This is a genomic window from Candidatus Methylacidiphilales bacterium (genome assembly GCA_030054035.1).
In the GTDB taxonomy this organism is placed as follows: Bacteria; Pseudomonadota; Gammaproteobacteria; order JASGCS01; family JASGCS01; genus JASGCS01.
The window spans coordinates 91,353-110,762 of the sequence record JASGCS010000003.1; the positions used below are offsets into that span (position 1 = coordinate 91,353).

At 36.2% G+C, this 19,410-nt stretch carries 15 protein-coding genes; 4 read left to right on the forward strand and 11 right to left on the reverse strand.

Going from position 1 to position 19,410, the window contains the following annotated elements; genetic code table 11:
* Positions 1–6 precede the first annotated feature (6 nt).
* Both QM538_03570 and QM538_03575 read left to right on the forward strand, forming a co-directional pair.
* Positions 7–2,118, forward strand: coding sequence for a methyl-accepting chemotaxis protein (locus QM538_03570; GenBank protein ID MDI9347560.1), 2,112 nt, complete (start codon positions 7–9; stop codon positions 2,116–2,118).
* A gap of 11 nt (positions 2,119–2,129) precedes the next feature.
* Complete coding sequence (locus QM538_03575; GenBank protein MDI9347561.1) at positions 2,130–7,316, forward strand: response regulator; 5,187 nt, start codon at positions 2,130–2,132, stop codon at positions 7,314–7,316.
* On the opposite strand, the gene QM538_03580 is transcribed toward QM538_03575, so the two are convergent.
* The 7 genes from QM538_03580 to QM538_03610 form a co-directional block, all read right to left on the reverse strand.
* Positions 7,313–8,068: a 16S rRNA (uracil(1498)-N(3))-methyltransferase gene (locus tag QM538_03580; protein ID MDI9347562.1), complete on the reverse strand. Its 756-nt coding sequence runs from the start codon at positions 8,066–8,068 to the stop codon at positions 7,313–7,315. The genes QM538_03575 and QM538_03580 overlap by 4 nt on opposite strands.
* A complete protein-coding gene (locus tag QM538_03585; GenBank protein MDI9347563.1) occupies positions 8,034–8,897 on the reverse strand; it encodes a methylenetetrahydrofolate reductase in 864 nt (287 codons plus the stop codon). The genes QM538_03580 and QM538_03585 overlap by 35 nt, the downstream gene beginning before the upstream one ends.
* Positions 8,881–10,281, reverse strand: coding sequence for an adenosylhomocysteinase (ahcY, locus tag QM538_03590; GenBank protein MDI9347564.1), 1,401 nt, complete (start codon positions 10,279–10,281; stop codon positions 8,881–8,883). The genes QM538_03585 and ahcY overlap by 17 nt, the downstream gene beginning before the upstream one ends.
* Positions 10,278–11,081 carry a symmetrical bis(5'-nucleosyl)-tetraphosphatase gene (locus QM538_03595; GenBank protein ID MDI9347565.1) on the reverse strand — a complete coding sequence of 268 codons (804 nt, stop codon included), beginning with the start codon at positions 11,079–11,081 and terminating at the stop codon, positions 10,278–10,280. The genes ahcY and QM538_03595 overlap by 4 nt, the downstream gene beginning before the upstream one ends.
* Complete coding sequence (metK, locus tag QM538_03600) at positions 11,081–12,232, reverse strand: methionine adenosyltransferase (protein MDI9347566.1); 1,152 nt, start codon at positions 12,230–12,232, stop codon at positions 11,081–11,083. Before metK ends, QM538_03595 begins: the two co-directional genes overlap by 1 nt.
* Before the next feature lie 2 nt (positions 12,233–12,234).
* Positions 12,235–13,659 carry an FAD-dependent oxidoreductase gene (locus QM538_03605; protein MDI9347567.1) on the reverse strand — a complete coding sequence of 475 codons (1,425 nt, stop codon included), beginning with the start codon at positions 13,657–13,659 and terminating at the stop codon, positions 12,235–12,237.
* A gap of 67 nt (positions 13,660–13,726) precedes the next feature.
* The gene (locus QM538_03610) at positions 13,727–14,155 is read right to left on the reverse strand and encodes an Hsp20/alpha crystallin family protein (protein ID MDI9347568.1); all 429 of its coding nucleotides are present in this window, start codon (positions 14,153–14,155) and stop codon (positions 13,727–13,729) included.
* A 112-nt stretch (positions 14,156–14,267) separates the two neighbouring features.
* Between QM538_03610 and QM538_03615 the strand changes: the two genes are divergently transcribed.
* Together QM538_03615 and QM538_03620 are read left to right on the forward strand one after the other, a co-directional pair.
* The gene (locus tag QM538_03615) at positions 14,268–14,855 is read left to right on the forward strand and encodes a transferase hexapeptide repeat family protein (protein ID MDI9347569.1); all 588 of its coding nucleotides are present in this window, start codon (positions 14,268–14,270) and stop codon (positions 14,853–14,855) included.
* A gap of 104 nt (positions 14,856–14,959) precedes the next feature.
* Complete coding sequence (locus tag QM538_03620) at positions 14,960–15,682, forward strand: hypothetical protein (protein MDI9347570.1); 723 nt, start codon at positions 14,960–14,962, stop codon at positions 15,680–15,682.
* Between the two features lie 45 nt (positions 15,683–15,727).
* Here QM538_03620 and QM538_03625 read toward each other — a convergent pair whose 3' ends face one another.
* From QM538_03625 to QM538_03640, 4 genes are read right to left on the reverse strand one after another with little or no spacing between them, the layout of a single operon-like run.
* Positions 15,728–16,966 carry a dicarboxylate/amino acid:cation symporter gene (locus QM538_03625; GenBank protein ID MDI9347571.1) on the reverse strand — a complete coding sequence of 413 codons (1,239 nt, stop codon included), beginning with the start codon at positions 16,964–16,966 and terminating at the stop codon, positions 15,728–15,730.
* Positions 16,967–16,989: 23 nt separating this feature from the next.
* Positions 16,990–17,640: a hypothetical protein gene (locus QM538_03630; GenBank protein ID MDI9347572.1), complete on the reverse strand. Its 651-nt coding sequence runs from the start codon at positions 17,638–17,640 to the stop codon at positions 16,990–16,992.
* Positions 17,637–18,791 (reverse strand): class I SAM-dependent methyltransferase, encoded by a 1,155-nt coding sequence (locus tag QM538_03635; GenBank protein MDI9347573.1) that lies wholly within the window; start codon positions 18,789–18,791, stop codon positions 17,637–17,639. The genes QM538_03630 and QM538_03635 overlap by 4 nt, the downstream gene beginning before the upstream one ends.
* Positions 18,788–19,363 carry a S24 family peptidase gene (locus QM538_03640; protein ID MDI9347574.1) on the reverse strand — a complete coding sequence of 192 codons (576 nt, stop codon included), beginning with the start codon at positions 19,361–19,363 and terminating at the stop codon, positions 18,788–18,790. Before QM538_03640 ends, QM538_03635 begins: the two co-directional genes overlap by 4 nt.
* Between the last annotated feature and the right edge of the window lie 47 nt (positions 19,364–19,410).

Genomic DNA, 19,410 nt, shown 5'->3' on the forward strand with positions numbered 1-19,410 from the left:
TACCATATGTGGATAAATACGATACACTCAGAAATTAGGGATATTTTAGTATCAATTCGTGATGTTTTTTTACGGATTAATCGTATTTACATTATTTCAATACTTGTTCTCCTCGCAGCGTCATATTCGTCAATTTATTTAAGTACTCTTCGTAGCAAGTATGAGGCACAAATCTTAGAGCTACAGAAAATAGAATTTGATTCGGAGCGGTTGCAACAATACATAAATTTTGGAATTTTTAACAATACCATACCATTAATTACCTATGAAAATTTAATGCAAAATATCATTATCCAAGTACAAAATATAGTTTTTGGTTCTGACAAAGTAATAAAGGTAGAGTCTAGATTAATTCCTTTATTTAAAGATGCTGGAATAAATTGGCATCGATCATTATTAGTGTTGGTAAAGCGCTTTAACCATTTAGCCCAAATAAGAAAAACTAACCAAAAATTAAATAATATTTTAACTGTGATTATTCCGTTTATTACTACGCAACAGGAAAACAATGCTAAGTCCTTGCAATTTTCAAATACACTTTCTAGCCTGTTGTTAATCAGTAAGTTACAAACTGATTTACTGGGTAGCAATGTGGCCAATACAAGCACTATTCTAAATATTGATGCTGATATCGAGTTAAATACTAAGCGTCTAGTAAAAATAACAAATAGTATTACTTTATTTTTAAAAACACCTGAATATAAATTATCATCTGCTGCTTTTGATGAGTTAGTCAATTCAGGAGAAATCAGTATTCCAGAACTTGCTACTACACCAACACTATTACTATTACTTCAAGAATTAAGTACCGAGATTAAAAATTTACAATTATTACTCACAGATGTGTACCAAGTCAATCAATCAGTTATTGATTCAAAAATATATTTTCAAGAATATAAAAATGTTTTTACAAATATTCAACAGGCGACTTCTGGTAAAAATGATTTAATTAAATTGTTCTTTTTGCTATCTTACTTACTTTGGGTAATGGTAGCTCTTTTTGCTATCTTAAGTTATTATGTGTATGTAAATGAATTAAAACAACGAAATGAACAGGTAAAAAAAGAAAATGATTTATTAACCTATTCAGTGTTAAATCTAATCACTGAAATTAGTGACTATGCTTCTGGTGATCTTTCACGCGATGTAACCGTAACCAGTTCAATGACTGGATCTATTGCTGATTCAGTTAATTTAGTAATTCAATCAATGAGAACAATCATTAAAGATATCCAAACCAATTCTAAACTAGTTCTAGATTTTACTAACCAAAATACTCAATTAAGTAGTTTTATGCAAAATTTAACTGTAAAACAAATTTCATTAATAGAAAAGATAAATCAATACATGGTAGGTCTATCAGATGAGTTTTTCAATGTTGCAGAAATTGCTCGTGAAGTTGAAAAATCAGCAACCGAATCAAAAAATATAAATATTGAGAGCGTTTCAATAATTATTGAAAGTGTAAACAGTATAGACTTTATTCGTACGGATATTCAAAATACCTCGAGAAGACTTAAACATTTAGGAGAGAGTACCCAAAAAATAGGTGACATTGTTTCAATATTAACTAATATCGCTAAACAAACTAAGCTTGTCGCGCTTAATGCCTCCATACAAATATCATCTGATTCAGTTAGTGGATATGGTATGTTAGGTGTAGTAGAAGAAACTAAAAAATTAGCAAATCTCGTCGAAGATAGTGCAGGGCAAACTGCTGAAATTGTTAACTCTATTCAAAGAGAAACAGCTAAGACTATCGAATCAATGGAACTTTTTACTTCTAAAGTTGTAGCAGAATATGAAAAAACTAAACAAGCTAAACAATCGCTAGATGTGATTAGCTCTACTTATAATGAATTACTTTCAAATATTAATAATGTTGTGATTCGCATTATTGAAAATTCTGAAAAAATGCAAAAATTATCAACAGATGTGTTTAATGTTTCAGATTTATCAAAAGAAATATCTGCCTCGATTGAAAAAACTGATATAGTCTCATCTAATCTTTCCAATACGGTTAGCACACTTGTTTCATCAGTAAGTATTTTTAATTTACCTAAAGACACAGCACTTAAAGAAGTTGATCCTACCGATCCGCGTGCCAGCTCATCCTGATAAATTATTCTATGGCCGAACAAATTAAACGAAGTATACCTATTGGCGATGTCAGTTGGGTTTCTTTTGAGATAATCACTATCGTGGAAGATGTCGCGACCTATTTAGATGAATATTTTTCTGCGACTACCCAGGATCGAGATGGCAATAAGTTAAAAAAAATATTTAATAGCTGCATCCCATTAATTGAAAGGGCAGCGCTTACTTTAGAATTTGTAAACGCACAAGCGGGTTCTGAATTTTGCAATTCAGTGTACTCGCTTATGTCCAGTCATTTAAATGATAAATCCTCTACTATAGATCCGAATACTTTAAAAACATTAGTGAGTAAATTACGATTAATTCCTGCCTATTTGGACCGGATTATAAAATTAGAATACGATGATGAAACAGCGTTTAAAGATAAGCTAACTGTTGCTATAACTGAATCATCAAACGCCCAATCCCAAGACCAATACTGGCTAACCAGTCTGCAAAAAATGTTACAGACATTTATTTCAACCTACGCAAGTGAAAACAATGTAACAAATATGAATTATAAATCTACAGTAAAAAGTGCGTCAATTAAAGTCATCACTGAAATAACTTCCGCTATTAAAAATGAAAAGTTATCTTCATCAGATCTTTATCCTGCGCTTATGAACTGTGCTGTTGTGTCTAAGGAAGTGTATTGTAGAACATTTTACGTTTTCAGTGCTATTATTTTTAAAAATTTAATAAAGAGTGAGTTTCCAATTTCAAATAAAGTTAAAAGATTGATTGGAGACATTGGAAAATGGTATGTCTCTGCATCAAAAATAACAGAAGAACAGTTTGAAATTGAATTATTGCAGTCTAAAATATACGAACATTGTGCTCGGCTATTGCGCTATCTCCCAGATGCAGAAGACATAAGTAATTCTATCGTTTTGATAGCTAGCCAAGGATTAAAGCCTGAACAAGATATTGAGATAGGTAAAATTAAAATAATCTTAGACGCAGAGTATGATTTAACATTACTAAGTAATTTCGTTAGTTTGCTCCAAGTTCTTGAATCAGAATTTAGCACCGCTTCAGAAGAGCAACAAATTAATACTATAAATAAAATTATTAATACCTTTACGTTACCATCTTATCAATGGCATCTAGAATATTCTCCGTATATAGTTGAATCTCTTCAATTATTTCAGCAAACAAAAAAAATATCAGAATATGTTTTATCAGATTTACGTATTATAAAATCTATCCTTCAGGATGTTTTAAATTCTAAAGACAACACTAAATTAATTACTGAATCAGAAAATATTTCGCAAATGTCATCAGCTTTGTTTACGCAGCGTGATGAAGTCTTAGAAATTATTGAGTTAGTAAAAAACCTATGGTTATCTGAACGCAAAGAGACTAAGCAAGTCTACGATCTAAGGTTGTCACAAATGATCGCTTTAATCAATCAAATAGGAAATTATGTTTGGAATAGTGAAATACTATTCCGCACTAGCCAGGAATATTTTTCAGATCTAGCAAGGTTTTTGGAATCAATTACTCCAGATCAATTACAATGGAGTTCAGAATTGCATAATTCATTTGGAGAGCTAATCGGTGCGTATGAATTAATATTGACACAATACATTACCGATGAGCAAAAAATCAATGATCTAAATATCTTTATTCAAAATTCATTAGATCAATTCAAGATATTAGCCGCGACACAACAAGATGAACAAATAATACAATCAGGAGATGAGGTTGCTCAACTAGCAGATCAAAATGTCCAAAAAGGATTTCTGATTTCTGAAAATAAATTAGATCCTGAATCGTATAAGGCTTTAGCAATAAAAGGTGGCGATGATCTACAAATATTTATAAATGATTTTTTAGACGAAGCCACAGAATGTTTACCACAATTAAATAACGCTATAGTTTCTTTAACTCCTAAAAATTCTATAGATGATATAAAGGCCATACAAGTGGTCTATGAATTATTAATTAGATTAAGTAGTGGTGCAAAAATTGTTTCTTGTGATTTATTTTACGAATTTTCTATGTTGATTTCTCAATCACTTAAAATTCATTTAGATTATAACATTCCAGTTCAATTGAAAGAATTAGAATTATTAAAAATATCGTCCCAATATATGCCTCAATTGATCAATCAAATTGCTGGGAACGGAGTTGTACAAAATGAATTTTATACTCACATGACACGATTACAGCAAGCCTATTTAGAAGTTTTGGAGCGTTCAAATCAAGCAGAAGGTTTAATTGTAGATCAATCTACTGATATTATTGCCAGTGCACCTGATACGCAATATAAAATTGATTCTGCTGAAACAAGTAGTTTTGATGTTTTAAATGCTGATTCGATTGTTGATAATTTACTTGACATTACTGCTCGGCTAGAGCAAGGCTATGTGTTTTATTCAAGTCCACAATTTTTAACAATTTTATCATCTGTCTATACCAGTTTATTCAGTAATGAAGAAAGCACCTCTCCTTTAGCGTTAAATTACGAGCATGTTATAAACTATGCAAAAGCCAGGCTAGAAGATGGTACCGCATGGAATAAAAGGGCAATATTAATGCTTACCATGTTAATTCGATCCATATTTGGTTTTAGCCAATCTCCAGTTCATGCTACTACCAAAATTGATGACCATGTTGTCAGTGATGACACAAGTCCCATTGAAGTAGCCAATACCCAACATACTCATTCCACTGGAACATTTATTCGAGATGATGATCCTGTTTCTATTTCTGCGACTAACCGGGATATATCTGATCATATACTTGAAATATATATTGAAGAAAGCCAAGATTTATTAGCACAATTATTTACCATGGTAAGTAGAATATCTAAAAATGGCATTCAAGATGGTGATCTTGATGAATTTAGAAGACTATTACACACATTAAAGGGAAGTGCAAGCATGGTTGGTCTGTCAGATCTAAGTAATCTTTTTCATGTACTTGAAGATGTTGCACTATTATTAATTGAACAACCATCTTTATCTTATCGAGTAATTACCAAGGACCTCTATGAAATAATAAATTGGATTAGTGTAAAAGATCTTCAAATAATTAAAGGTAAAAGAAATGATGAAGTTAAGTATTTCACCAGCTCAGTAAAAAATATCATCGATAAGTATCAAACAAACAATACAGAATCTATACCTGATCCTGAGGTCAATTCTTTAATCCAACAGACACAACTCAATGTACCCCTAGAAAGCAAAATAATTGATGATACCAGCACTCCACAAATCAATAATGCACCTGAGTCAACATTTGATTTTGTTACCAATACTTCCCCATTGCCAGTTGATGATACAAAGAACTCTCCTCTAGATGGTGAAAAAATATTGCTATCAATAGTTCTGATGAGAGATTTGGTTGAATCATCAAGTGAAATTAAGGTATATTCAGATCTAAATGAAGAAGTCATTAATCAAAATAATTTGGTTATGCGTGAAATAAATAATATGCTATCCAATTTAACGGTACATACAGAAGTGCTAGTAACTGAAGCTGATACTAATATTAAGGCAAAAGTACAAGATCATATAATTGAATCTAAAACATCCAGAGTAGAAAAATCGCAAAGTTACGATCCTTTAGAATTAGACGAATATTCTGAAATTCAACAATTATCAAGAATTATTCTGGAGCAAGTAGCAGATATCAGAGAGCTTTACTCCGAGTTGGTTGCCGCTCAGAATAAGCTAAGCGAATCTTATCAGAGAGAAAAAAGAGTAGTGACTAGAGTGTATAAAGGCCTGCTTGGTTTATATATGAGTGATGCAGGAAGATTTATTGCAAATCTTAAGTACTTATGCACACAGACTTCGAGAGTGTTTAAGAAAAAAGTAATCTTTAAATCTGCAGGTGAAGAGCTTTTAGTTGATAGACAGATTCTTAAAAAAATAACCGTAGCAGGAGAACATTTAATTAGAAATTCTATTGTGCATGGTATTGAAGATGAGCAGACCAGAATTGAACGCGGTAAGGATGCTGAAGGCACAATATCTGTTTCCTTCTCTAAAGAAGGTCAGTATGTCAAAATTATTTTTAAGGATGACGGAAATGGAATTGATATTGAAAAAGTTAGACAAAAAGTAAAGGCGATGCATTTACTAAAAGATAATAAAGAATACACTGATGCTGAAATTCTTAATTATATATACCAACAGGATGTCTCAACTGCTCTTAAGGTAGACAATTACTCTGGTAGAGGTGTTGGGATGAATGTGGTGCGTGATATTGTCCATGAGCTATCTGGTTTTATAGAAATTATCAATACCCCAAAGATTGGGTGTGCTTTTGTCATAAAAATACCTTATTCAATGAATTTAGCACAGCTCATCATCATGAAACAAGGTGATTTGATGTATGGCTTATTATTCAGTTTTGTACATAAAACAGTGCAGGTCAATAATCAATTATTAACTGATATGTATGAAAAAAATAAAAAATTTAAGCATGAGGATATTAGTTATCAAATATTGACCTTAGGTGAATTTGTACAAGAAGAATCTGGGATACCTCGAGAAGAGATGGGTACCTTGATATTGCTCCTTCCTATCGAAGGGCAACATTTAGCAATCTGGGTAGATTCATACGAGAGAACCATTGAAATGGCTATTAAAAATACCGGAAGTCAAATTGCTTCGCTCGGCAAGTATATCGGTGGAACCTTTTTAGAATCAGGAAAATTCATCTTCATTTTAAATATTTCTGTGCTCTATGCAGATCATCTTGAAAGAAAGCGACTGTTAAAACTTAACTTATTTGTTTCCAGTGAAGTCACAACCAAAGGGGGTAATATCTTGATTGAAGAGGGTAGTATAAATAAAATTACGATACTCGTTGTTGATGATTCAATTACGATTAGAAAATATTTAGAGCGACTGTTACTAAGAGAAGGGTATGAAGTAGTTATGGCGAAAAATGGTAATGAAGCTTTGGAGTACCTAGGCAAAAATATTCACCATTTACCCAAGCTAGTCATAACAGATATTGAGATGCCGGTTATGGATGGAATAGAGCTATTATCCATGATTAGAAAAGACGAACGATTGAGTTCATTACCTGCAACTATTATTACTTCCCGAGTAGCTACCAAACATCGAACCGAAGCTGATCGTTTAAATGTTTTACATTTCTTTGGTAAACCTTTTGTTGACAGTGAGCTTATTACTAAAATTAAAGAATTAGTTACTTAACTGTCTTTGATGGCGTGAAATAGTCCCAACGCTACTATCGCTGCGGTTTCAAAACGAAGTACTGACGCCCCAAGTGAAACAATAGGAATAGCGTGGCTTAACGCAAAGTCAATTTCCTGGGGGCTAAATCCACCTTCAGGTCCAATACAAAGCACGGTGTGCTTAAGATCGGGCTTGGTATTTAGCGTTGTGGTGAGTGTAACACTGCCTCGAATGTCAAGGATTAGTAAATTATATAATTCTTTTTGAGTAACTAATTCTTGATATGAAATTGTTTTTGCAATTAATGGTATAAATAGTTGTTCGCTTTGTAAGGTCGCGCTTTCTATGATCGAGTTCCAATGATTGAGTTTATGTTCTGATACCAACCCTTCTGCCCCTCTGGCACTTACTGAATGTTCAGAAATAAATGGAATAATGCTTTGCAAGCCCATTTCACATAATTTAGCGATTGCTAATTGGAACTTATCCATTGCACCAAGCGCGAGTGCGACGGAGACAGTTGATTTGCGTATGCTAACCACAGTTCTTGGTTCTTTTGCAGTAATGGCGACTTGCTTTTTATTTGCAATAATTTGACACAGGCAATATCCACCATTTCCATCAATTGCGATTATTTCATCTCCTGATGTAAGTCGAACTACTCTAGAAAGATGATGTGCGTGTTTAGGTGGTAAAACAACCGTAGCGTTTTTACTATGAAGTTGCTCATGCAACTCAACGGGTAGAATTGTTCGATAACACTTTGCCATAACCAAGATTTTGCAAAATAACTGAACATAAATCAGTCTGATTAAGGGTATAGATATGGAAGCCATGAAATGTATCTTTCAAGGCAATAATATTTTGCATCAAGGAAGTGATTAGGTGAATACCTAACGCTCGTTGTGATGCGGGGTCATGTTCGTAGTATTCCATTTGTTTAATTAACCAACGGGGAACATCAGCCCCACATTTATCGGCAAAAGATCGCATCGCGTTAAATTGTACGATAGGTAATACCCCAACTACTATTGGTAAATTGATATTTTCCTTTTCTAATAATTCTAGAAAATGTAGGTATGAATCAAAGGAAAAGAAAAATTGAGTGATTGCGTAGGTTGCTCCAACTTCTTGTTTTTTACGCAAGGCAATTAAATCGTTTGCCACAGTACCCAGTGGATGAAACTCTGGGTAACAGGCAACGGCAAGTTTCCATTCTGGAGCTATTGTATGAATAGCCTTGATTAATTCATTACTGGTATTAAAATCAGCATGAGGCTCCGTTGCATCTCCTTTGATTACTACTGCTCGTCGTATCTTTAATTCTTTATAGCGAAGCAGCAGTTCTTTAAGTTTTTCAAAGGTTTCAATTTTAGTGGTAATATGTGGTGCCACATTGAACCCCAATGTACTTATTTCTTCAACTGTTTCAAAGGTACCTTGTAAAGTTTTACCCGTTGCTCCATGTGTTACTGAAAAATAATCTGGAGAAAATTTAGTTAGCGCTTCTACAGTTTTGATTAATTGAATATGCTGGGCTTGATTGCGTGGTGGAAAAACTTCAAAGCTTAATTGTTGTGACTTAATATCGGTAGTCATTGTCTTTAAATGGCCCTTCAATGGGGATACCTAAATAATTAGCCTGCTGAGGAGTAAGCTTAGTCAGGGTTGCGTTTAATGAGGGTAAGTGCAAATGTGCGACCAGCTCATCTAATATTTTTGGAATCCTGTGGATTCCCGGACTATACGTTGAGCGATTATTGAATAGCTCAATTAAAGCAATGGCTTGGTTAGTAAATGAGCAAGACATGACAAAACTTGGGTGGCCCTTGGCACAACCTAGATTGACTAACCTCCCTTCTGCAAGTACAATAAATGATTTATCTAGGTATTGGTATTCTGAAACTTGGGGAGCTAGTTCCTTTCTTGGTAGCGTTGAAATCTCACTCATATCTATTTCGCAGTCAAAATGTCCCATGTTACAAAGAACTCCACCATGTTTTATTAAGGGAATATGTTCTTTTCTAATGATACCAACACATCCAGTTGCGCAAACCACAATATCTGTGCTTGGCAATGACGCCTCAATCGTTGATACTTGATATCCTTCCATGGCTGCTTGTAATGCGCAAATCGGATCTATTTCAGTTACTATTACTCTGCATCCAAGGCTGGCAAGCGACTCCGCGCAACCTTTCCCCACATCGCCAAATCCACATACGAGTGCGGTTTTTCCGGCAAGCATAATTCCGAGCGCCCTGCGTAGTCCGTCAACTAAAGATTCTCTTGAGCCATATAGGTTATCAAATTTAGATTTTGTTGCAGAATTGTTTACATCCATTACAGGAAATGCAAGTGTGCTATGGCTTAACCACTTTCGCAGGCGCGTAACCCCTGTAGTGGTTTCTTCTGAGACTCCAACGATTGAATCATGTGTTTGGGAAAACCAAGTAGCTTTTTCTGAAAGTATGGATTTGATTTTAGCTCGAGCCACGGAAGACAGTTCGTTATCTTTATCCCAATCCCAGTTACCGCTACCTTGATACACCTTGCCTCCAAGGACAAGATGAAGCAAGTCTCCACCATCATCAAGAATTAGATTTGGATATTGATCTCCCCAGCATAAACTTTGGATGAGAAAATTATAATAATCTTCTGCAGTTTCACCCTTGTAACCAAAAACTGGGATATGCTTACTGGCTAAATAGGCGACGACGCTGTCTTGAGTTGAAAAAATATTACAACTCGCGAATCTAACCTTTGCTCCAAGTGCGATTAACGATTCTATTAATACCGCAGTTTGTGCGGTCAAATGTAAACTTCCAGCGATGCTTGCTCCGCGCAATGGTTTTTTACCAGCATAATATGACTCAACCAATGTGGTTAATGCAGGCATATCTTTTCTGGCTAAATAGACTTCAGATTCACCTTGTTTGGCTAATGTAATATCGGCGACTGAATAGGGGAGCGGTACTAGATTCATCTGCGACATTTTACCCTAGCTGTGGCATGTTCATCTAATCTTAAGGCAAATAACTCGCCCCCATAAACACATGAATAGTCTAAGTTGTGTGCGTTATGCCATTTTTTTTGTCTTAATCTAGACCAGTGGCCAAAAACTATTGGAGTATGTATCATTTTCCGCTCAGGGATTTGAAACCATGGAATTAATCCAGGCGCATCTTCATCTTTATTGTAAAGCAATTCATACTGCAATTGTTGGTTATAACATCTTAATCTGGTAAAAACATTAATTAAACATCTCGTTCTGTCTAAAAAACTAAGTGACTCATGCCACGTAAGTGGCTGATCACCATAGCATAATGGCAGAATGGTAGCATACGAATCTGAACGGAGTAGCTCTTCAAGTTCATGAGCAAGCCGCCTGCAATCTTGCAAACTCCATTGCCAATCAACGCCAGCATGCACTAGTGCCATGTGTAGCTCTGGATCGTAATGAAAAATTTTTTGTTTGCGTAACCAGTTGCAGTGTTGCTCTCGTTTTGGTGAAGAAAGTAGCGTATCTAAACGATCGTCTTTAGATCGCTCTCCACCACCATGACACAATGCCAGAAAATTTAAGTCGTGATTTCCGAGCACAACAATTGCACTTGTTTCTAATGATTGGATAAGTTCTAGCACTTTTTCAGAGTCTGGACCTTTACCTAATAAATCTCCACAAAACCATACTTGATCTGAATTCTTGTTAAAATCTATTTCAAAAAGTAATTGCTCTAATTCAGCAAAACAACCTTGCACATCACCAATTGCCCAAATCCCCATTACCGTAATGCTGAAAAATGAGATATGAGGTCTAATTGTTCCCAGGTATGACTAGGAATATTTCGACCAAAGTGACCAAAGAATGAAGTTGAAAAATAAATAGGCCTAGCTAAATTAAGTTTTTTAATTAATCCTTGAGGTGATAAAAATGGTAATTGCATAATTGCGTCAGTTATTTTTTGTTCATCAACTAGTGAAGTGCCAAAGCAATCCACCATGACATTGACTGGTTTGCTATACCCAATTGCGTAAGCGATCTGCACTTCACATCGCTTAGCGATCCCAGCACCAATAATATTTTTTGCTAAATAGCGACATAGATACGCCGCGGATCGGTCTACTTTGGAAGGGTCTTTTCCTGAAAACGCACCACCACCATGCCTGGCAAGATTTCCATAACTATCAACGATAATTTTTCTACCGGTTAATCCTGTATCTGTAACAGGACCCCCCAGTAAAAAACTTCCTGTTTGATTAATATAAAAATTAGTGGTGTTTCTCATGAGCTCTTGCGGAATAGTTACATCAATTATTTCTTTTCTGATAAACTGCCGCACTGATTCAATAGGTTTGTTTAAGTGTTGGGCGCTAAGGACTATGGCATAACAAGACTCAGGAATATCGTTTTTGTAAACAATTGATACCTGTGCCTTGGCGTCAGGTAATAGCCACTTGCTACCTAGCTTCGAGTGAAGCACCTCGTGGTGCCTCATCATCAAGGCATGTGCGAGCGCGATAGGTGTGGGTAGATAGCTCGGATGCTCATTAGTAGCATAACCTACCATAGTGCCTTGGTCTCCAGCACCACCTGTGTCTACACCCATGGCAATATCATTAGATTGTGTTGTTAATATCATCTGTATTTTTAGAGAATTAAAATCAAAGTTACATTGTTTACGATGATAGCCTATGTCTTTTAGGCATTTTTTTACCATGGCGGGGATATTTTTTTTAACAAGCTGTAGCAATGGTTTAGGGGATATTTCTCCCGCCACAATTACGATGTTATTTTTTATTAAAGTCTCGCAAGCAACTCTCGCATGGCTATCATGACGAAGGCAAAAGTCTAATATCAAATCACTGATTTGATCACAGATTTTATCAGGATGACCTCTTGAAACAGATTCAGAAGTAAAAATACCGTTTAACAATGTTACAGCTTACCTAAGGATTGTGCTATTAGTGTTGCGGCCTTTGAACCAGAATTTATCGCTCCTTCCATTCCAGAGGCGAACGAACTTTCAGTATGCTCACCGGCAAAGATACATGAACCTTTTTGATTACGGAATCCCGATACTACTGAGGCGATTGTGCCAGAAGTATAACTACTAAATGCACCATAACTGAAAGGATTAGTGCCCCATGATACCGTTTGTAAGAGTTGGACTTTACCTTTACTAGACGGCCTTACCTGTTCTAATAGCTTCAAAGGTGCGTTGCGATCTTTTTGTAACAACATATCCATAGCATGTGCTTGTTTACCTATAGCATAACTCCCATATAATTTCGCTGGAGTGTCTGTATTCCCTTTTGTAGTATGCAAAAAGCCCAGCGGTGTATCAGTCCATACTTCAGAAGAGAACCCATCTTTTTCCCAGAATGGTACATCATAGATAAAGAACGATCTTGTAACTGGTAAATACTGAACCGAGTTTATTCCTTCTTGAATAGAATTATTGATTGGTAGATCTAGTCTAAGTTTTTGTAGGATAGATAACGGCAAGGCGCAAAGCAATGCAGAGCTGCGATAGGTTGTACCATCGGAGCAAGAAACTGTGTAGTATGATTTATCATGCTTGATTGCGGTAACTTGTTTGTTAAAGAGTACTGGACGCTTTAGCGTACCTGCCATTTTTGTTGGTAATTGCTCCAACCCATCTTTTAGATACATGGCAGGTGAAGTTCCAGCAGCTTTTCTAATTATCATTCTTCTATAAAGATCCTGCAGAGAAAACCGTTCAAAAGAGCCATTAAAATTCATCTGCATTAATTTTATAATCTGATCAGATGCTCCTTTTGATTGTAGGTAAGAGAGTACACTCATATCAGGTACTACAGAATTTGTGGTGCCATAAAAATCAAGATTTGAAACTTCTAAAGGGCTCGGTAAAAATGTTGAGAGCCAAGCACCAAATGGAATATCTCGCTCTTTACCTATTAATTTGTTTTTTGGATGTTTGTTCCATTCGTGAGCATGTAATAATACAGTATCTATATAGACTGCTTGGGTTCTTGAGCCAATCGCAGGAATATCATCAACTGTTGACAGACCAAATGCGTTTGCTAAATATAAAAATTCACCGTAGGTAGATCCTATTTGATTGGCTCCCACATCAGGCTTGCCAGGTAATGTATTCAAGGTGCGAACTCTACCTCCGACTCTATCTGAGCCTTCAAGGGTTACACTGGAAATATTGTACTGATCTAAAATCATGCTGGCTCGTAATCCAGATAAACCTGCACCCAGTACAAGCACTTCAGCATCTAAATTTTTACTCGCCCAAATAGTCTTTGGAATGGCAAAAGCGCCTAATCCCAGTGCAGAGTTGATTAAAAAAGACCTTCTTGCCTTGACCATAAAGTAGCATTATACCTCAATAAAAAGGGGTGATTTAACATCACCCCTTCGTTTTTTTGATACCCTTTTACTTTACTTCAATGCGTTTTTGCGTCTCCTTAATCTTTTTATTTAAAGTAATTGAAAGGATGCCATTTTTATAGTTAGCAGTTGATGATGCGCTATCTACCGAACTAGGTAATGAAAAAGTTCTTTGGTATGTACCAAAATACCGTTCACTGCGCACAACTTTATTGTTCTCAGTTTGCTGGTCATGTTGCTTTACCTCTGTCCTAATGCTAACAGTTCTATCCTCAACGGTGATATGCACATCTTCTTTGTTAACACCTGGTAATTCTGCGTTGATAAAGAAAGCATAGTTGTTTTCCTGCACATCTATCTTAAAACTTTCTGGATTAGTATCCCCATGTAATGGTCTAATAAAATAACCAAAGGATTGGGTATCATTAAAAAAGTCTGAAATTAGATTTCTGTTATAGTTTGTAATATTTGTCATACAATTCCTCATTTGTTTTGTTAATCTATCTAAACAATATGACTAGATCATTACTATTCAAGATCTTGAAAATTTAATTTACGACCCCATGCAAATCAAGTAAAATACTACTATGCCTATTTACAAGATTGATTCAGTCATTCCAGTTATCCACGAGTCTTCCTTCGTGCATCCTACTGCGGTAATAATCGGAGATGTCATTATTGGAAAACATTGCTACATTGCTCCAGGAGCTTGTCTCAGAGGTGATTTTGGAAGAATTCAAATTGACGAAGGTTCGAACATTCAAGATAATTGCATCATGCACTCCTACCCGGATGAAATATCCATCATGAGGAAAAATAGCCATGTCGGGCATGGGTCAATTCTTCATGGTTGTGATATTGGCGAAGATGCGCTGATTGGCATGCACGCGGTTGTCATGGATGGTGCGATGATAGGTAGTTGCTCAATAGTCGCAGCCTGTTCATTTGTAGCAGCAAAATTCACCTGTCCGCCAAGAAGTTTAGTGCTCGGTATTCCTGCAAAAGTTAAAAGAGAAGTCACCCAGCAAGAACTAGATTGGAAGCGAGCTGGTACAAAGGACTATCAAGAGCTTGTGATTAGATGCCAACAAGGCCTTGTAGAAACTTTGCCGCTCAAAGAAATTGAGAGCAACCGACCTAAAATTCAAGCAAACTCCAAGCCATTACAACGATAAAACAACAATATCGCTCCCTCATCTCACAAACCATTGCCTGTCCCCTCAGAGATTTTCCTTGGCGTAAGCGAGTAACACCCTATCGGGCCTTTGTCGCCGAGATTATGCTACAACAAACTCAAGCAAATCGTGTTGCAATACGATTCAAAGCATTGATAAAACAATACCCGTCTATAGTACAATTAGCACAAGCTACCAATAAAGAAATACTAACGCTATGGAGTGGGCTCGGATACAACCGAAGAGCACTATATCTAGTCCAATCCGCAAAAATAATATTACACCAATACAAAGGCAAGATACCATCTGAACTTTCAGAGCTGATCCAATTACCTGGGGTAGGTGTCTATACTGCAGGTGCAATTCGAGCATTTGGATGTAATCTCTGGGGCATCTTTTTAGAAACCAATATCAGAACCGTGCTAATCCATCACCTTTTTCAAAAATCACGCAATAAAATTTCTGACCAAATCCTCTCCCAGCATCTCGTTGCCATTAATCACATTGTACAAAAACAACTACCATCAGCAAGAACATGGTATTCTCATCTTATGGACTATGGTGCAGAATTAAAATCACAAGGAGTGCAAATAAATAACCAAACAAAAAACTACATCAAACAAAAACCATTCCAAGGCTCTAACCGACAGATGCGAGGAGCGATTATCAGAGCGCTTACCAATAATCATACCCTCAGCCAGACTAATCTCCACAGCATACTAAATGCAAAAAGCAAACTACACCAATCCAAAATCGCATACTGCTTAGCTGCACTCACCCGAGAAGGTATGATTAGTGCCAGAAGAGATAGATATCGGATTTTGTAATATAATGCAACAGATATTTATTAGAAATTGGATACAAATAAATTATTATTTAGACAGTTTAGAAGTTAGATCGTATGGTAAATCTTCTTTTTCACTTTTTGCTATTATGGCAGCTCCCACTGAATCACCATAAACATTAACTGTAGTGCGCATCATATCTAAGATGCGATCGGTAATGAGTAATAAACCCATCGCCTCTAATGGCAAGCCAACACTACTCATGATTAAACTAATTGCTACAAGGCTAGCGGCAGGAACACCGGCCACTCCGATAGAAGTTAAGAGCGCAAGAATTGCAATGGTTATCTGGGTTGCAATGGTAAGTTGGATTCCAAGTAATTGAGCAATAAAAATCACCGCCACACATTCGTACAGTGCTGTACCGTCCATATTAACTGTGCCACCTAATGGTAAAACAAAGCGAGCTATTTTTGCAGACACTCCTACACGATTTTCAACACAAGTCAAAGTAACTGGCAAAGTCCCCAATGATGATGCTGTAGAAAACGCAGTAAAGAGGGCGGGGCTCATGGCCTGCAGATGCTTCACAGGATTAATCCTAGACAAAAAGAACAATAAAAGAGACTGGGTAATAAAAAAATGCACACATAATCCAATTACCACAGTGACAAAAAACGCAACCATTGGCACAAAGGCTGATAAACCACTACCAGCAATTACCTTAGCGATCAAAGCAAATACCCCAATCGGTGTAAAGGTAAGCACCCACTGGGTGATTCGCATAATAACTAATTGACTTGCGTGCCAGAAATCATAAAGGCTAGTGTATGATTTGCCCTGCAACTGCGATGCAAATATTCCAAACAGAAAGCTAAAAAAAATCAGCCCAATAAACTCTCCCTGTACAGCAGCGAGCACAACATTATCAGGAACCATGTCTAAGAAAAATGATGAGAGATCACGAGAAGCAGCGCCCACACCACTCGGAGCACTTGATGCGCTCAGCAACTCACGAAGTTCCGTAGGCGCATTGATACCTGGACCGATCAGATTAACCAACACCATACCTGTCCCCACCGCCAAAGCAGTAGTTATAAAATAAAACACCAAAGCCTTAACCCCAATCGTACCCAACTCCCGACCATTAACACCAATCACTGCTGTAATAATAGACGACACGATCAACGGAACAACCACCATCTTCAAGCCATTAAGAAATAACGCACCAATAAATGCATAACAACTATACACAAAACTATTAACCGGAGTCAAAGTGCCAGCAACAACAGCAAGAAGCATGGCAAGAACAATAGCGCGAGTCATAGCAGTAAGTTTAGCATGTGTTATTAATGAGAGATAACTTTATCGTAAATCTCTGGATAGTAACATGGCAAACCTTCACTTAATTTACTGATAGTTTTTGTAACAGATTTTGCAAACTGAGTTAGCAGAAATATTTTAGCTTCTGCCCAAGTTCGATCAGCTAGCTCACGATTCTCATCCCAAACACATTGGAATGGGTAATTACCCTCAGATCCGTTTGCATTTACAGTTTTTAAACCTTTTAAGGATGTGCAAAATACATCGCTAGGATTATCTTTGTTAACTATTAAATAGAAATAGTTTCTATTCTCGTCAGGTGACTCATTTTGTTTCATTTGCTCCCAATATTGTTTGGTGTGAGTAGGTGTTTCTGTTTGTCCTGTTAGAAAATAGAATATAGCTGGTTTGGCAGAAGTATTATCTGCGGATTTTAATGCGCTTATTTTTATATTTACATAATAACCCGCAATAGTCGCATCAAACCAGTTTCTATTATTGTTCTTATTTAAATTCTCTGCAGTGACCTTAAAGCCAAGATTAGCATTTTGAATTGTCTGGATTACTTTATTTTCATTAGTGGATGAATCTTGCCTACCATCACCCATATTATTTTGAAGTATCATTTTGTTCTTTTTTAAGCATAAAATTACTTCTTTAAGCTCACTTGGTATCATGCTGCAATCGATTCTAAGTCTATGGGAGCTCGCGCTAAACTTCTTTGAGTGAATTGCAATCTTCCATCACAGGTGAATCCCAATTTATCCCACTGCACTTTATTTAACTTATGGACTGCGAGCTCCAAATCAATATTTTTTAGCTTAGGAAATAAAGCCATCACAGAACCATCGTAGTCAGTTACCTTGTGCATGAAAAATGGATTTTCTTTTCTCGTCTTGCAGTTAACATAAATTCGCTGTTCCTTACTGTCTGGGCAATTTCTACCCCATTGCCACCAGTTATTCTCATTAAAATTTTTAATTAATCGCTGCATTAAAGTTTGCTTATGTCTATGCAAGTATCTATTTTTACTGTTATAGATTACCTGCGTGGATTTATTTGTCTCTCTGGTATGAGAGCAAACCATTGGCGTCTCACCATGTTTATCGGTATAGTAGATATGATTGGCACCGCTAACCGCACCTACCTTAACAGTAAAAGAATCTTGCAGTAACCCAGAAGAAATATCTCCAAACCAGATCTGCCCATCAGCATAATTAAAGTGGCCTTGTCCGCTACTCACAGTCCTAGCACTACAATTCTTTTCCCATCTCCATATTGCGCAGTTTGGAGAAAATCCTTGAAATACCCTACTATCACCCAATTCTTCAAAATAGGTAATTGAACCTTGTTCATAAAGTAGCTCATTGAGTTTTTTAGCAGAAGTAGCCTTGATAAACTCCCTAGGGGTTATAAATATAAGCTCACCATGATCAGCAAGATGGCGCATGCATTTTTCAATAAAAAATAAATATAAATTACTTCGACCATCAAACAGATCTAACGATAATTTTCTTTTAGTCATAGCTGGAATATCCTGATAGCGCACATACGGAGGATTACCTATAATCGTATCAAATTTATTAGCAGTAGAATACTCAAAGAAATCTCCATGCCAGATATTTGGATGTGATATTAACTTAGCGTCAATCTCGACTCCCCTACAACCAGAGATGCTATTAAAAAATGCGCCATCACCACATGACGGCTCAAGCACAGTTCCCTTTCGCTTGCGAAGTCTCAGCATCTTATCCACAATATGAGCAGGGGTAAATACCTGACCTTTATGGCAAACATCTAGGGAACTAGCAATTCTATTATTTTTCATTTAATTCTCCTTCTGTAAATCGCTATGATTTCGTCTTTTACCTCATCAAACTGTATAGGCTTATAATCTAAGTTATCTGATAATAATAGTATAGAGTTATTCAAACTAACATACCGCTTTAATTTCAACCCATCGGAGACCCGTGCAACTACAATAGATTTATCCTTAATTGCATCACCTTTTTTAACTCTTTTACAAAGTACTAAAGCACCATCATCTAATGTGGGTTTCATAGAATCTCCAACAACTTCAAACGAGAAAAGCATATCAGGATTGTCATTAATCATTGTAAAAGGAACAAGAATAGACTTCTCTGGTTGCTCACTTGCAGCAAAACAATCAGAGTGTCCTGCTCTAATCTTTCCGTAGAAGGGTATTTCAGCTGAAAGTGAGCCTTTCTTGTTCAAAAAATACTTAAACCCCTCTTTTACTACCCTACCTTCATTTACTAATTTCTTCAAATAATAAAGTGTTAAAGGTCTTGAATTATTTTTCGAAAGTTTAGATATCTGGCTAACTGTAAGCCCATTCTGACCATCAAGTCTATGTTCAATTTCAGCTGCTTTATCCATGTTGTTTATATTATATCATAGTATATTATAATACTTATAGTTATTAA

What these genes read in the sequence shown, in the direction of transcription:
- QM538_03570 (MDI9347560.1), top strand. Translation starts at nt 7, where the DNA reads ATGTGGATAAATACGATACACTCAGAAATTAGGGATATTTTAGTATCA.
- QM538_03575 (MDI9347561.1), top strand. Translation starts at nt 2,130, where the DNA reads ATGGCCGAACAAATTAAACGAAGTATACCTATTGGCGATGTCAGTTGG.
- QM538_03580 (MDI9347562.1), bottom strand. Translation starts at nt 8,068, where the DNA reads ATGGCAAAGTGTTATCGAACAATTCTACCCGTTGAGTTGCATGAGCAA.
- QM538_03585 (MDI9347563.1), bottom strand. Translation starts at nt 8,897, where the DNA reads ATGACTACCGATATTAAGTCACAACAATTAAGCTTTGAAGTTTTTCCA.
- ahcY (MDI9347564.1), bottom strand. Translation starts at nt 10,281, where the DNA reads ATGAATCTAGTACCGCTCCCCTATTCAGTCGCCGATATTACATTAGCC.
- QM538_03595 (MDI9347565.1), bottom strand. Translation starts at nt 11,081, where the DNA reads ATGGGGATTTGGGCAATTGGTGATGTGCAAGGTTGTTTTGCTGAATTA.
- QM538_03605 (MDI9347567.1), bottom strand. Translation starts at nt 13,659, where the DNA reads ATGGTCAAGGCAAGAAGGTCTTTTTTAATCAACTCTGCACTGGGATTA.
- QM538_03610 (MDI9347568.1), bottom strand. Translation starts at nt 14,155, where the DNA reads ATGACAAATATTACAAACTATAACAGAAATCTAATTTCAGACTTTTTT.
- QM538_03615 (MDI9347569.1), top strand. Translation starts at nt 14,268, where the DNA reads ATGCCTATTTACAAGATTGATTCAGTCATTCCAGTTATCCACGAGTCT.
- QM538_03620 (MDI9347570.1), top strand. Translation starts at nt 14,960, where the DNA reads ATGCTACAACAAACTCAAGCAAATCGTGTTGCAATACGATTCAAAGCA.
- QM538_03625 (MDI9347571.1), bottom strand. Translation starts at nt 16,966, where the DNA reads ATGACTCGCGCTATTGTTCTTGCCATGCTTCTTGCTGTTGTTGCTGGC.
- QM538_03630 (MDI9347572.1), bottom strand. Translation starts at nt 17,640, where the DNA reads ATGATACCAAGTGAGCTTAAAGAAGTAATTTTATGCTTAAAAAAGAAC.
- QM538_03635 (MDI9347573.1), bottom strand. Translation starts at nt 18,791, where the DNA reads ATGAAAAATAATAGAATTGCTAGTTCCCTAGATGTTTGCCATAAAGGT.
- QM538_03640 (MDI9347574.1), bottom strand. Translation starts at nt 19,363, where the DNA reads ATGGATAAAGCAGCTGAAATTGAACATAGACTTGATGGTCAGAATGGG.